This window comes from Acidobacteriota bacterium (assembly GCA_016703965.1).
Classification (GTDB): Bacteria; Acidobacteriota; Blastocatellia; order Pyrinomonadales; family Pyrinomonadaceae; genus OLB17.
Window position 1 is genome coordinate 100,778 of record JADJBB010000025.1, and the last position, 15,077, is coordinate 115,854.

The following is a 15,077-nucleotide window of genomic DNA, read 5'->3' on the forward strand; positions in this document are numbered from 1 at the left end:
CAGTTTGAGTTAGATTTTGTCTTGTAGCTTAATGGCTGCGATCGACCATCGCGGTTGCCTGATCCACAAAAATGCTCGGCTTGATACGCTTACTCAAGGTCACCTGCTTCGGAGCAACTGCCATAAACGCCTCGATATCAGCCATCGAGCGGGGAAGTTTGCCTGACATCCATTCAACACCGGTTTCGGTGACAAGCATGTCGTCTTCGATACGGACGCCGATGTTTTTGTATTTTTCGAACGCGGGGCGGACCTTTGCGATGAAGGCTTTGTTTTCCGGGGTATCCTTAAGATTGTCGAGAGCGTCTTCGCGGATGTAGATACCGGGTTCGTTGGTGAAGACCATCCCGGGCTTCAGCGGGCCGCTGTAGCTGCCGACGTCGTGAACGTTCATTCCGATCCAATGCCCGAGCCCGTGCATGAACCAGATGCCGGATTGGTTCGATTTCAGGTCGGTTACGAGGCCGAGTTTGAAAAGGCCTTCGTTGATCGTCGTGCGGGCGATCGTACTGAGCTGGCCGAATGTCACGCCGGGTTTTGTCGCCTTCGCAACTGCTTCCTGAGCGTCGAAAACGATCTGATAGATCTCGGCCTGTTCCTTTGAGAATTTGCCGTTGACCGGGAAGGTTCGTGTGATGTCCGCGGTGTAATGTTCATATTCCGCGGCGGCGTCGATCAGCAGAACATCGCCTTTTTTGACCGGGCCCTGGGATTCCTCGTAATGAAGCGTTGTCGCATTTGCCCCGCAGCCGACGATCGACGGATAGCCCCAGTTGTCGGCATTTCGGCGTCGGAAAGTGTATTCGAGCTCGGCATGAACTTGATATTCCCACTCGGCACGCCCAACCACCGCCATTGCTCGCATGTGAGCTTCGGTCGAAATATCGACTGCGTGCTGCAGTATTTTCAGCTCATAAGGCGATTTGATCAGTCGAAGCTCGGCGAACATCGGCTGAGCATTCACGATCTTGAGGCCCGCCGCCGATCTGGCAAATTGGTTTTCCTGCGCGAATTCGCGAAGCCCGTCCCCATCACGCTCGCCGTCCGGCAGAAGCATGTAGATCGATTCCGGAGCGGCCGAGATCGCAACTTTTCCATCCTTTGATGCGAACGGGCCTTTGGCTTTCACGGCGTCGAGAAAAGCCGTCACTTCCGACGAGTCAACGATCGTTTTCAGCCCCGATATCGCTGTTACCTCTTCCCGCGAATACATTTTGCCGTTCCAAGTCTCCTGTGCGGGAACGCGTTTCGGAATGAACAAGGTCTCGCTGACCTTTGCACCATCTTTCGTGATCACGAGCGTCGCATTCTTCTGCTTCAACCCGGTTAGGTAAAAGAGGTTATTCTCCTGACGAAATACATAATCCACGTCATTCGTATAAAGTCGCGGCTCGGCACTGAACAAGATCATCATGCTCTTATCCGCCATCTTCGCGGCAACCGCGGCACGGCGTCGAGCAAGCTCAGCATGACGTTCCGCATCGGTAAACTGCGGTGCTTTTGGCGTAACAATGAGCGACGTTGGACCAGCAATTTTTGTGACAGGGAAAGCCGGAACGGCGATCGTTAGTAGAAGAACGAGCGAAGTGATGATTCTCATTTATTTACCTCAAATTCAATTTCTTTTGACGCGACATTACCAAAATAATCCGCCGCGAATACACGAATACCGTGATTACCATTCGATAGAGCGGAAATGTCCAGAAACTCTTCCCTAAATTCTTCACCCTCCACAAAATTCGTGACGATGTAGTTAAATATCGTCTCGCCGGTCGCTCCCGAGTGGCTTTTGTCGGCATAGACAAATCTGACCGCCGCGTTGGGCGGCATTCGGTCAAACTTTATGGTCCATTTTGGCTCGCCGATCGGATTTTTAGCTGCGTCGAGCAGTTGATAGCCGAGCTTGTAAACGCCGAGCCGTCTGCGGTCCGAGTTGCCGTCGACCTGATCGTAGGCTTTGACGACGATCCGTGTATTTCCTGTGAGTTTAATACGTGGATTTTGAGCTGAGGTTTCGACCAGATTCCAATTCTGGTCATAAATCGAAACTTTTTCTATCACGGGAGCCCGAGAATCCGCCACTCCGGGCAATGTTAGAGCGTCGAGTGCGTTCATTTCCGAGCCGCTGCGGCCCGCGATGAGGTGGACGTGGTTCATCGAGTTAAGCGTGCCGATCGGCTCGCCCGCCTTGAATTTCGCACCTCGTGGGACGCGAACGCCGGAGAGTTTTCCGGTGTTGTCCTTCTCGAACAGAAATCGCTCATCGCCGAAGGGAATCGAGCTGTCGCTTCGCCCAAGCCGGATGTGAATGTAACCCATCGTTGGCATTCGAATGAGTTCGCGGAGCGTCGCAAAATTCTCGGCTGCGATCGGACGCAGAACCTTTTCATCACGGACGAATCGTGCAGTTTCGCCGTAGCTACCGGCAATGTCGAGGCCGTTGTGAAACCAGACCTGCTCGTTTGCAGCGTTCACTTCACCCCGAACCTCGCCAAGCGTTCCGGCGATATCGCGTTTCGCGGCCGGCGGATCGTACGGCCACCGAGCGGGAGCGGCGGTGCGAAATTCCTCAGGTTTGTCACGAAGTGCATTGATCTCTTCAGCCGTGATCTCGTGGCCGTTCGATGTCGCGGCGATCCTTCGAATCAAGCGGTTCTCGCTGTCGGCCACGATCAAACTACCTTCACTATCGATCGCCAGTCCCGACGGCCGATTGAATCTCGCTCTCGACTTTATCCCGTCTTTTAGCCCGCGTTGATCGCTCGTGACTGTGCTGACGAGAGCGAACGTCCCGCCGCCGATCTTTCGCACGGCATTGCCGTCGGTGACGTAGATCGTACCGAATTTATCGGCCGCAACGCCTGTCGGCTGAAAGAAAACGGCCGACAAAAGCGAACCGTCAACCAGATCGCCGCTGCCGTTTCCGGCGAGCGTCCAAACGCGGCCGTCGGGTTCGACGACGCGAATGCGGCCGTTCCCGGTGTCCGCAACGACGAGCTTGTCGCCCCAATTGGAAATGCCCGAGGGCGTATCGAATCTCGCCGCCCCGCCGATGCCGTCGCCAAAGCCTTTTTCACCGCCGGCGAGCGTTCTGACATTTCCGTTCTCGATCACACGAATTCGATCGTTGTAGGTGTCAGCGACAAAGATCTTGCCGTCGGCAGCAGCTACGGCGATCGGTGCGTGAAGCAATGCTGTTTTCGCGTCGCCATCGGCGAATCCTGAACGGTTTTCAGTTCCGGCAAGCATGGTCACGGAGCCTTTGGCATCGATCGACTTGATCGTATGCGAACCCGGATCAGCGACTATCAGATTTCCCGCGTTGTCGAACGCGATCCCGGAAGGCGTCTCCAGCCCCGACGCAAAAACCGTAAACGAATCGCCGTTCACCGCCCAGATCTTGCCATTCTGCCCGTCTGATATGTAAACGGTCGAACCCTTCACCGATATTCCAAAAGGCTCGCCGATCTCGCCCTTTAGTCCGGCGATGGTCGAAATGTATTGCAAGGGCTGTTCGCCGCCGCTGCGGGGAAATAAGTACCAGAGCATAAGAGCCAGCGAACCGAGCATGATAAATGCCGCGGCGATGGCGAATATTGAGTTTCTGACAGTGAGTTTTTTCCGAATACGGGGTGAATTCATAGTTCGTTCGGACTTTGGATTGTGAGATGCACAAGCCCGCGCGTGAGCAATGGCGATTCGCGAACGTCGGTTCGTGTCGATCGTCGCGACATTAAATAGGTTTAAGTAAGTCGTCCTCGCTTACTCGCGAAGCTCCGGGAAAAAAGAAAAATCTTGGTAAAAAAATCCCGCTTCTGTTACTATATCGGCACAGCAATTATTTCGAAAATCAGGAGTTAACATTATGTTTTCATTACAGGATCTGCTTGGCCAGGACCAGGGAAATCAGGCAGTCGATCAGATCAGCCAGACAGTCGGTGCGGATAATTCGATGGTAAATTCAGCCATTCAGATGGCTTTGCCGGCACTCATCAACGGCCTCGCAAGCAACGCGGCAACGCCCGAAGGTGCCGAGAGCCTCAATACCGCCCTCGAACAGGATCACAGCGGCGGCGGTGTTCTCGATAATCTGGGCGGCCTCGCCGGAATGATCTTCGGCGGCCAGCAGGAAGCAGCTCCGCCGCCGCGTCAGGCCGATGCGGGCGGCATTTTGGGCCACATTCTAGGCGGCAGCCAGGGGCAGGTCGCTCAGGAAGTCAGCCAGAAATCCGGATTGAACATGGGCCAGGTCGCTCAGATCCTGATGTTCCTCGCTCCGATCGTGATGGGCTATCTCGGCAAACAAAAACAAGAGCAGGGCGTTCAGGCAGATGGGCTCGGTGGCTTGCTTGGCAGTTTGCTCGGCGGCGGCCAACAGGCGGCTCCGCAGGCTTCATCGGGCAACGCGATGATCGATATGGCGTCGAATATGCTCGACAGCGACCACGACGGCAGTGCCATGGATGACATCGCCTCGATGGCATTCAAATATATGACCGGTAAGTAAAAGTTTGTGGTTTCGGAAGCGAAGGAGTATTCGTGAGATCAACCTAAAAGCAACCAGCCGAAAAGTTGAAGGCTTGATCGCTTCCGAAACCACAACGCTCTCTTTTTGGCCATCTCTTTGGTCAAAGGTTTCGCTTCCAGATAACGTTTGACCAATCTCCTAAATACCTCTACCAATCGAGACCTTTCGACCCCGCGAAACGTCAAAGTCCTTCGACCAAGCAGCCGTTTTTCTTCCTGATAAAGCTGTAAACACGGCATTTCGGGAAAAAGTGTGAAACGATTCACACTTTTAGAACGAAAAGTTCGCCGACACTAAAAAAACACGATCTGCACTTTTCAAAACACAAAAAAGCTGCCCTCGCGGACAGCTTTTTGGGGTTCGTAATTTGAAGAAAGATCCTAGTTCTTCCCAGCCTTGATATCGGCGATGCGTTTCTCGAGAGCCGAGGTATCAGCCTTCTCAGCCTTGCCGACTTCGACCGCCTTTTCGGCAGCGACTAGGGCTTCCTGCATCTTTCCGGCGGCAACCAGAATATTTGCCCGGCGGCCTAGATTAGCGAAGTTCGACTTGGCCTTGATCTGCTCATCGGAAGCCTTCAAGGCAGCGTCATACCATTTCCCAGCCTCATCCATCCGCTTGACGCTCTTTGCATAGTTCGCAGCGTTGAGTGCGGGAGTCGGGTCATCCGATTTGCCGGCAGCAACGTAGGCCGCGAGTCTTGCTAAGGTTGAACCCACGATATCCTTGACCTCGACCGTAAAGGGCACCTTGGCCTTTTCCCAGCGGAGAGTGACCACTGCCGAATTATCGGTAACCGAATCTATGTTGAAGGCAAGAAGTTCCTGGCTGTCGGCAACCCACTGAGCTTTCGTCTTTACCCGAAGGGCGTCTTTTTTAGCGTCGTACGCGAAGCTGCCCCACTGGCCTTCGTCTTTGTTAAAGATGATCGTCCACTCGTCTTTGCCCGGGATCGTGTGAAGGCTGTATTTACCTGCCGGAAGCAGCTGGCCGTTGATCAAAACGTCGTCGACAGCAACAAAAAGGGTCGCCTCATTTGCACCCGTGCGCCATACGTGGCCCCAGGGTACGAGCGGAGCGTCCTTTGGACGTGTGTTTTGATTGTCGAGCGTTGCTTCGCCGGCAGCCGGCGTTGTCCATTCGCCATAAACGACGCGGCCTTTAACGGCCGGCCGGCTGTACGTGATGCTGATATCGGTCGTCCCGATCGTCTGCATGACGCTCGCCTTCTGGCTCGGACGCGGAACGGGCGGACGCACCTGCGCTGCCGCGATCACGCCTGAGGCGACGATCAAGGTCAATACTGAAAGATACGAAAAAAGAACTCGCTTCATAGTTAAAAACTCCTTAATATTTCAGGTCACAAACTATTGACGTTATCCAAAAGAATAACGTCAACCGTGCAAAATTTGAAAGTCGGTAACCGCCGCAAATTACTCATCATCCTCATGAGCCCTGACACGTCCGGCCGCTACGGCTTCGTCGATCACTTTTTGCGACAGGTTGCCCGGAAGCGGATCGTAATGTGAGAACTGCATGTGATAGCTGCCCCGAGCCTGCGTGACGGAATTGAGCTTCGATTGATAATCGAGCATTTCCGAGAGCGGGACTTTGGCTTTGATCACCTGCTGTTTGCCTCGCATTTCCATGCCTCCTACGCGGCCGCGGCGGGAATTGAGGTCACCCATGATGTCGCCTGAAACTTCCTGCGGCGTGAAAACCTCAACGTCCATGATCGGCTCGAGCAGTGTCGGTTTTGCTTTCTCGATCGCCGCCCGGAAGGCTTTCCTGCCGGCGGCACGGAATGAATGTTCGTCCGAATCGACCGCGTGGTAGCTGCCGTCGATCAATGTCACTTTGAAATCGACGAGCGGATAGCCCGCGATCGCACCGTTTGCGGCCGCTTCGATAATGCCTTTTTCGATCGCTGGGCGGAAATTCTGGGGCACCGAGCCGCCGAAGATCTTGTCGACCCATTCAAAACCAGATCCGCGTTCGAGCGGTTCAAAAATACACTTGCAATCACCGAACTGCCCGCGTCCGCCCGACTGTTTCTTATGCCGCCCCTGGACCTCGACCTGAGCCGTGATCGTTTCCTTATAAGGAACCTTCGGCGGATGCAGCGTGACTTCGACGTGATATCGATGCTCTAGTTTCTTTACAACGGTCTCAATGTGAAGCTGCCCTGAGCCTGAGAGAATGAACTCTTTCGTCTGCGGATCTCGGTCGAAATGCAACGAAGGATCCTCCTCGAGGATCTTGTGCAGAGCCGATGATATCTTGTCCTCATCAGCCCGTGATTTAGGCTCGATGGCAAAGGCGATCGCGGCTTCCGGATATTCGACCGGTGGATAAACGATCGGATTTGCCTTGTCAGCAAGAGTATCGCCCGTTTGCGTGTCCTTCAGTTTAACGACAGCAATGATGTCGCCGGTTGCGGCCGAATCGACCTTATCGAGAGTCTTACCTGAGATGACATGCAGAGCTCCAAGCCGTTCAGCGGTGTCGCGAGTTGTGTTTTGAACGGTCGCGTCGTGAGCAATCTTGCCGCTAACGACCTTCATTACATTGATGCGGCCAGCGAATGGATCGGCGATCGTGCGGAAAACGTAGGCGGAAAATGGCTCGTCGTTATTGTATTTGCGGCTTATGCGGTCGCCGGACATCTCGTTGTCTTTGAAACCGTATTCCATCTCATGGGTTGCCGGATTGGGGGCGAATTCGACCAGGTGGTCGAGCAGTACCGAAAGCCCCGTGAGATTTGTCGCCGAGACTGCGTAAACCGGACAAAGTTTACTGGCGGCGATGGCACGTGCCAGGTTTGGGATGATGTCTTCCTCGGGAAGCGTTCCGGTTTCAAAATATTTTTCCATCAGGCCGTCATCCGATTCCGCGACGATCTCGATCAGGCGTTCGCGGGTCGAATCAAGCAATGCCTTTTCTTCGCTCGGTATTCCGATAGCCTTAGCTTTGCCCTCTGGGTCAAATTCGTATGCCTTTTGGTGAACGACATCGATCACGCCGCGAAAACTGCCTTCGCGGCCAATAGGCAGCGTAAAGGGAACGATCGACCGCGCAAAACTTGACGCCGCGGTCTCAAGCGCGTGGCCAAAATCGGCGTGTTCTTTGTCGATCTTATTTATGACCATGAATCGCGGCAGCATGAATTCGTTCGCGTACTGCCACGTTTTCTCCGTCTGCACCTCGATGCCGTGAACACCATCTACGATCACCAGAGCGCAGTCTGCAACGCGGAGAGCGGGGCGTGCATGTGAAACAAAGGCTGCGTAGCCCGGTGTATCGATCAGATTTATTTTTGTGTCTTTGTATTCGAGGTGGGCGAAGTTGTTGTTGAGGGAAACTTTACGTTCGATGGAATCCTCGTCGAAATCTGTGATGGTCGTTCCTTCATCGACCTTTCCCCATCGTGGGGATGATCCGGCAACGTAAAGCATGGAGCTGACGAGCTGGGTTTTACCTGCGTCGCCGTGTCCAATGACAGCCAGATTCCTGATATTCTCAGTAGTAAATGCTTTCATGTTCGGCAATCTCTCCTTCTTTTCAAGTTTTCGAGTCCCGAGTTCCCAGTTTCGAGTTATTCTTGTCGCCAACGCGGAACCTGGAACATTTAACCCGAAACTTTTTAAGTTGTTGGTAATAATCGAATTTATACCACTATAAGTAAAAGGGCAAGATGATGTTAGTATTGTAAAAATCTACTTTAAGGGGATAGTTCGGATCGAATCGATTGGTCAACTTAAAATGCGGTCCAATGCATCTTACGCTTAGCTCGGTTGGGTAAAACACTTTCGACGTGAGGGAACCTAATGTTCAATAATTCAAGGCAATTGCGGATCGTTCTGTCTTTTGCCATGATCGCAATTATCCTTTATTCTCCTATCGCTGCGGTCGCTCAGGATCTGGTCGCGATCAGCAGTATTACTGGCGGATCAAGTGTTTTTGTGTTTAGGAATACGGCAAAAGCCGCGAAGCGCACGATCGTCTCAGTAAAACCCACCCGGACAAAAGCCCAGCGAATAGAGACCGTAGTTAAGATCAAGAGGCAGTATGAAACGCTGGCTAAGGTCGCACCTAAACGTATAAAAGCTGACGCGGTCGATCCGGTCAAGAACCCGGTTTCCAAATCCCTTCCGCCTGCCCAAGGTGCGATGCGCTTCGCGGGCGTCGGTGAGTTCTACCTGGATAAAGGAGATGTTGAGCTTGCTACAGCCGCATTTCGCGATGCCCTTGAGCTGGACGAGAATAATGCGGCAGCACGATCGGGATACAGTGAAGCTCTTTCAACTAAAGGAAATGACCTGCTCGTAAAAGATCAGGCGAATGCCGCAAAGTCTCTATTCCTCGAAGCTCTTAAGTTTAATCCGAAGAATTCTGCCGCGTATTTCGGTTTAGCAGAATCGTATACGGAATTGAATGAGACGGCCCAGGCTATCGCGAGTTACGAAAAGGCCATCGAAAATGACAAGGATCTTACCGAGATATACGTACCGCTGGGCATTCTGTATTACCAGAACGGCGAGATCGCAAAGGCTGATGATCTGTTAACGAAGACAATTGCCAAGTCTCCCGATCTTGCCGAAGCACAGTTCTTTCTTGGCCTGGTACGAACGGCTCAGTCTCGAGATGACGAAGCTCTCACCGCGTTCACCAGGGCCAAAACACTGGACCCGACAAATGCGGAAGCCTTTTTCAATTCCGCGGAAACGCTCGTACGGCTAAAGCGTTTAGAAGCGGCGATACCGGACTATGAAAAGGCCACCGAGCTAAAGCCGGCATATTTCGACGCCTGGTTTGGCCTCGGCGAGGTTTATTTCATGCTCGGCAATTATCCTAAGGCGATCGTCGCTTATCAGGCGGCAGCGAAGCTTAAGAACAACGATTGGGAAGTTTTTGCCGGGCTCGGCGAGGGCTTTCGCCTGACCAATGAGTTCGAAAAAGCAGAGGCAAATTACCGGCTGGCAGGCCTCTTCCTTGCCCAAAAAACTGGTTATGACAAAGCGAAGGTTGCGGAATTCAACAGTAAGATCGGCCTCGTAATCGGCCAACAGTGCGACGTCAATCAGGCTAAAAGAATAATATGCAACTGGCCCTCGGCGATCAAAGCTCTTCAGAAAGCCGTCGATGAGACGCAAAATCCGGTCGATTATGTGAACCTCGGTTGGGCATATTTCCGCGCCGGCCATGAAGAGGCTGAGAACAAGAACTTACCGGTTGCTACGCCGTTCCTCGAGAACGCGAAAGCGGCGCTCCAAAAAGCCGTTGATTCAGGACCGCCGGCAGAAGATTTTGCTTTGCAAAATCTTGCCTCCGTATATATCGACCTGGGCGATAACCGATCGGCTATTGACACCCTAAATAAGTTGATCCCAAAAAGGCCAGATCTTGATTTTGCGCGATACGCTCTGGGCGTTGCGTACTTCAAGAATAATGACTTTGTGAACGCTGAAAAATGGTTCAGAGCGGCGATCGATCAGGACCCCAAGAACGTCGTATATTACATGGCCCTGGGTAATGCTCTGATCAGCCGAAAAGACGGCAAAGGACTTAAAGCACTCATTGACCGAATCAGGCCGATCGATGCAGCTGCCGCAGATGAACTCGACAAAAAGCGTATCGCATTCAGAATGTAGGCAGACACTATTAGCCGGGATCGAAAACCCCGCGTGAGCGGCCAGACGGAAGTTTATTCCACAATTCAATTGAAACCGACCCTTAACATACAGCAAAACGTAAATCTCGCCCCATTTACAACTCTCAAGATCGGCGGCAATGCCCGTTATTTCGTCCGGGCCGAAACGGAGCAGCAGGTTGTCGAAACCATTAAATTTGCCGGCGATAACGATCTGAAACTGTTCATTTTAGGCGGCGGCAGCAATATACTGATCGCCGATACCGGCTTCGACGGCGTTGTTTTGAATGTCGCGATCCCGGGAATCCAAGAGACCGAAGCTAAGAGTTCAAATTTTGGATCTGAAAGTGCCAATGTTTTGGAATCCGAAACTGTGAGCATGCAACGTATCACAGTCGGTGCTGGCGAGGATTGGGATAACTTCGTGAAATACTGCGTAGACCGCAACCTGGCCGGTGTTGAGTGTCTTAGCGGAATTCCCGGATTTGTTGGTGGAACACCTGTCCAAAATGTTGGTGCCTATGGACAGGAGGTTGCCGAAACCATTATCGAGGTTCGCTGCTTCGATCGCACAACCGGCGAGGTTATTTCGCTCAGCAATGCGGAATGCGGATTTTCTTATCGCACAAGCATTTTCAATTCGACTTATCGCGAGCGATTCATCGTTCTCAGCGTAACTTTTGCCATGCATCAAAATGGCAGGCCAAAGCTCGTTTACAAAGATCTGATCGAATATTTCGCCGGGCAAAAGCCGACCCTCGCAGAAGTTCGTGATGCCGTTTTGAATATCCGGCGATCTAAATCCATGGTTATCGAACCGGATGATCCAAATTCGAAAAGCGCGGGTTCATTCTTCAAAAATCCGATCGTTTCCAGATCTAAACTGGAGGATCTTAAGGCTAACTATGACCGTATTCCGTCTTTTGAATATGGCGATATGTTCAAGGTTCCGGCGGCCTGGTTGATCGAGAATGCAGGTTTTAACAAGGGCTTTGTACTCGGCGAAGCAGGAATATCATCGAATCACAGCCTCGCATTGATAAATCGCGGCAACGCAAGTTCGAACGAGATCGTCGTTCTAAAAGAGAGAATCCAAGGAGCGGTTGCTGCAAAGTTTGGCATCGAACTGCATCCTGAGCCGGTTTTTATTGGGTTTTGAGTTGAAAATAGTTATCGAAAGTGTGTTATACGTTGTTGTATAATGCTAAGGGCCCCTCAGTGCCCCTGCCTATATGCTAAACCTGAATAAAGTGTTGAGATCGTTTCTTGTTTTCGCCGTCTTGGCTTCGATGCTGCCTCTGCCTCAGGCCGTTCGAGCTCAGGATCTCGTGCCAAGCGAGGAATTAGCCGGCGGGGCCAGCGTTTTCGTCTTTCGTGATTCACGAAAGAAGCCGCAATCCCGCGCGAGTGGCGGGCGTGTCAGCCTGGCGGCGGGTGGGCAGGTTCGAACACCGAAAAGTGCAGCCCAAACCTCGGCCCAGATCGCAAACGCTGCCAAAAAACGCAGAGCAGCTGCGATCGCTGCTCGCAAGCAGGCCGCGAAAGCTGAGGCGAACCGCAAACTTGCGCTTTCGAATACGCTCACAACAAAAGCGGAAGGATTTCTCGATAGCGATCAGACAGATCTAGCGATCAAGAATTACCGCGATGCTCTTGTTCAGAATTCTAAGAATACCAGGGCTACTGAAGGCCTTAGCAACGCACTGACCGCGAAGGGAATAGTCGTCGCGGGCGATTCCAACAACGAAGCTTCGGCCGTGTATTTTGAAGAAGCGGTCAAACTTGACGCAAAAAATGACGTCGCCTACGCCAAACTCGGGGCGATCCACGATACCTACGGGCGGAAAGATAAAGCTCTCGCGAATTATGAAAAAGCCCTCGCGATAAATCCCGAGTATTCAACACTATTTGCTCCAATTGGAATAGCTTATCTTGACAGCGGTGAGATCGCGAAAGCCGAGTCATACCTCCAGAGATCGGATGCGGCCGGGGTCGACACTGCCGGATTCTCGCTACCTTCGTGGTGTGGTTCTTTTCAAACAAAATAAAGACGCGGAAGCCATGACCGCTCTGAACAAGGCTCTCGAACTCGACGGCCGATTTGTTGAGGCCCAGTACCATCGCGGGCAGATCCTGGATCGTACGGGTAAATCAGCTGAGGCTTTAGCGTCCTACCGGAAAACTCTTGAATGGGAGCCTGCGTTCACGCCGGCACAGTTCGGGATCGGTGTTGCCTCGTACAATGCCGGTGACTACGCTGGTGCCGCCGCCGCATACGAACAGGTCGTTAAGACCGAAAAAGATAATTACCAGGCTCATGCGAACCTCGCGAGTGCATACCGACAGCTCGAACGTTTTACGGATGCCAATGCCGAATACGCTCTTGCTTCCACAGGCATAAAAACTGCCGACCTTTATAGCGAATGGGGCTATTGTCTCGGCAAGGTGGCAGAATGGGAAAAAGCACAGGCCCGGCTGCAGACGGCGAAAGAAATGAGCCCGACAGCTATTGACAATTCGAACGTAGGGTGGGCATATTACAATGCCGGCCAAGCTCAGGCTGCGGCAAAGGAATCTGAGAAAGCTAAGGCGAGCTATGCGTTGGCTAAAGCCGCACTCGAAACCGCAGTGCAGCTGGATCCGAAGCTCGATGCGGCTTTGCTCAATCTGGGATCGACGCACAACGGACTTGGTGAATTCCAACTTGCGGTAAACGTCCTGAAAAACGTGCTCGGAATACGCAAGGATTGGGCGATCGCAGCAAATCAGCTTGGAATGGGTTATCGCGGGCTTGGCGATCTTAAGAATGCGGTCGTGACCTTTAAACGGATCGTTGACCTCGACAAGAACAACGTAACCGGCCTCTTCAATCTCGGAGATGCCTACTACGCCAGTGGCAACGCTAAAGAAGCGAAAAAGATCAACGACCAGCTCAGGAAGATCAACCCCTCAGCTGCGGCGAAACTCGATAATGTTCTTTCCGGCAAAGCAGTGATCGATGCTACGAAGCAGAAGATCGAGAACAAGATCCCGAGGATACCCAGATTTCCTTTTTAGGATCGGGATCGCGACAGTCAGAATTGTGCAACCGAATTAGCGGCGGCTCCGTCCTGTCTATATAAATGCGAGGTCCCATGATAGATGAAAACGCTGAACTAAAAGTATCCGATCAGGAAGTTGAGGCAAAGGTCAGCCGAAGAAAATTCTTTGGCAAACTGGGTACGGCGGCGATCGGTGCTGCCGCTTTAGGGGCGGCCAGGCCGTTCATAGATGACAGTTCGACCGTCGTTGCCAGGGACGACATCAATCCATTTTATTATCAGCGGGCCTTAGCAAATCGTCAGTATCGCATTGACGCTGCTGAGGCCCATTTTAATGAGCTTTCACCGCGTTTTCGCCGCCTCGATAATGGCGACGAGTTACGTTACCCGAATAAGATCGGAAATTACTCAAAAGGGCTGCCTCATCAGCCGAATGGCGAGGTCGTCCCGACCGCGTATGCGGCACTTGTCAACGCGATCGAATCCGCAAATCCGGCGATGTTCGAGCAGATCCCTCTCGGCGGAACCCGAAAGCTAACGAATCCTCAGGCGGGTTTTGCTTTCGATATTCAGGGCTATGATGCGTTTTCCATGATCCAGGTGCCGCCGCCAAGGTTTGCCAGCCGGGAGATAGCCGCGGAGCTCGCGGAGAATTATTGGATGGCACTGCTCCGCGATGTTGCATTCACCGAATACACCTCCAATTCGATAGCCTATGCCGCAGCCGTTGACCTCACGGCGTTCGGATCTGACTTTAAGGGGCCAAAAAATGCGAGCGGACAGGTGACGCCAGAACTTTTATTTCGCGGACTGACAGCAGGGGATCGTCTAGGGCCGCTGATGTCGCAGTTTTGGTATCTGCCATGTAATTTTGGTGCGAACGTTATCGATCAACGCATTCGAACGACGGTTCCGAATGTAAATTACATGACCGATTTTGCCTCTTGGCTAGCGATACAAAGTGGATCGGCTCCTGCCGGCGGAGACGTTTTTGACACGACCTACAGATATATGCGAAACGGCCGCGATATTGGGCAGTGGGTCCATATCGATGTCTTATTCCAAGGCTATTTTCAGGCATTTCTTGCGATTGCCGGGATGGGGGTTCCATTCGACGCGGGGAATCCATACAACAATTCGTTAACACAGGACGGATTTGCGACCTTTGGGGGGCCGCACGTCGCGACGCTGCTTTGTGAGGTTTCGACGAGGGCTCTCAAGGCTGTTTGGAATCAGAAGTGGATCATGCACCGCCGGCTCAGGCCCGAGGTTTTTGCTGCCCGCGTCGACAGAACAGCGTTTCACGGTGCAGGATATCCGGTTCATAGTGAGATCCTGAACTCAATAAATACCTCTACTCGATTGGGCGGTTTTCTGCCCGCCGGAAATGCTTTGTTACCGATGGCATTCCCTGAAGGCAGCCCGACGCATCCTGCATATGGGGCGGGACACGCGACAGTCGCCGGAGCCTGCGTGACGATCTTAAAGGCATGGTTCGACGAGGCATACGTGATCCCGAATCCTGTGGTCCCAAATGCGATCGGTACTGCTTTGGTTCCATATACCGGTGATACTTTGACGATCGGCGGCGAGCTGAACAAGATCGCATCAAATATTGCCAACGGCCGCAACATCGCGGGAGTTCACTGGCGTTCCGATGCGACAGAGTCGCTAAAACTCGGGGAATCGATCGCGATCGGCATCCTCAAAGATCAGAAACTCTCCTACAATGAGCAGTTTAGCGGCTTTAGCCTGACAAAATTTGACGGTACGACCGTGGTCGTTTAGCCGTCGGGCGAAATTATCGAGAAAGTGCGGTGCGTCTGGCCGCACTTTTTTTGTATAATCAAGAGTTTAA

10 protein-coding genes are annotated in these 15,077 nt (G+C 52.6%); 6 read left to right on the forward strand and 4 right to left on the reverse strand.

All coding sequences use genetic code 11. The features are described from left to right. Nucleotides 1-28: 28 nt before the first annotated feature. Complete coding sequence (locus tag IPG22_17820; GenBank protein MBK6590146.1) at nucleotides 29-1,600, reverse strand: aminopeptidase P family protein; 1,572 nt, start codon at nucleotides 1,598-1,600, stop codon at nucleotides 29-31. Then, nucleotides 1,597-3,642 (reverse strand): hypothetical protein, encoded by a 2,046-nt coding sequence (locus tag IPG22_17825; GenBank protein MBK6590147.1) that lies wholly within the window; start codon nucleotides 3,640-3,642, stop codon nucleotides 1,597-1,599. Before IPG22_17825 ends, IPG22_17820 begins: the two co-directional genes overlap by 4 nt. A gap of 223 nt (nucleotides 3,643-3,865) precedes the next feature. Between IPG22_17825 and IPG22_17830 the strand changes: the two genes are divergently transcribed. After that, nucleotides 3,866-4,507: a DUF937 domain-containing protein gene (locus IPG22_17830; protein ID MBK6590148.1), complete on the forward strand. Its 642-nt coding sequence runs from the start codon at nucleotides 3,866-3,868 to the stop codon at nucleotides 4,505-4,507. Nucleotides 4,508-4,908: 401 nt separating this feature from the next. Here IPG22_17830 and IPG22_17835 read toward each other — a convergent pair whose 3' ends face one another. Beyond that, on the reverse strand, nucleotides 4,909-5,862 hold the full coding sequence (locus IPG22_17835; GenBank protein ID MBK6590149.1) for a DUF2911 domain-containing protein: 954 nt from the start codon (nucleotides 5,860-5,862) through the stop codon (nucleotides 4,909-4,911). A 99-nt stretch (nucleotides 5,863-5,961) separates the two neighbouring features. After that, nucleotides 5,962-8,067, reverse strand: a complete 2,106-nt coding sequence (locus IPG22_17840) for an elongation factor G (GenBank protein MBK6590150.1) — start codon at nucleotides 8,065-8,067, stop codon at nucleotides 5,962-5,964. 333 nt (nucleotides 8,068-8,400) lie between these two features. Between IPG22_17840 and IPG22_17845 the strand changes: the two genes are divergently transcribed. From IPG22_17845 to IPG22_17865, 5 genes are all read left to right on the forward strand, one after another. After that, nucleotides 8,401-10,179 carry a tetratricopeptide repeat protein gene (locus IPG22_17845; protein MBK6590151.1) on the forward strand — a complete coding sequence of 593 codons (1,779 nt, stop codon included), beginning with the start codon at nucleotides 8,401-8,403 and terminating at the stop codon, nucleotides 10,177-10,179. A gap of 69 nt (nucleotides 10,180-10,248) precedes the next feature. After that, complete coding sequence (locus IPG22_17850; protein MBK6590152.1) at nucleotides 10,249-11,337, forward strand: UDP-N-acetylmuramate dehydrogenase; 1,089 nt, start codon at nucleotides 10,249-10,251, stop codon at nucleotides 11,335-11,337. Between the two features lie 94 nt (nucleotides 11,338-11,431). Continuing rightward, nucleotides 11,432-12,226 carry a tetratricopeptide repeat protein gene (locus IPG22_17855; GenBank protein ID MBK6590153.1) on the forward strand — a complete coding sequence of 265 codons (795 nt, stop codon included), beginning with the start codon at nucleotides 11,432-11,434 and terminating at the stop codon, nucleotides 12,224-12,226. Continuing rightward, complete coding sequence (locus IPG22_17860; protein ID MBK6590154.1) at nucleotides 12,204-13,235, forward strand: tetratricopeptide repeat protein; 1,032 nt, start codon at nucleotides 12,204-12,206, stop codon at nucleotides 13,233-13,235. Before IPG22_17855 ends, IPG22_17860 begins: the two co-directional genes overlap by 23 nt. Nucleotides 13,236-13,480: 245 nt before the next feature. Further along, nucleotides 13,481-15,007, forward strand: coding sequence for a vanadium-dependent haloperoxidase (locus tag IPG22_17865; GenBank protein ID MBK6590155.1), 1,527 nt, complete (start codon nucleotides 13,481-13,483; stop codon nucleotides 15,005-15,007). The last annotated feature ends 70 nt before the right edge of the window (nucleotides 15,008-15,077 follow it).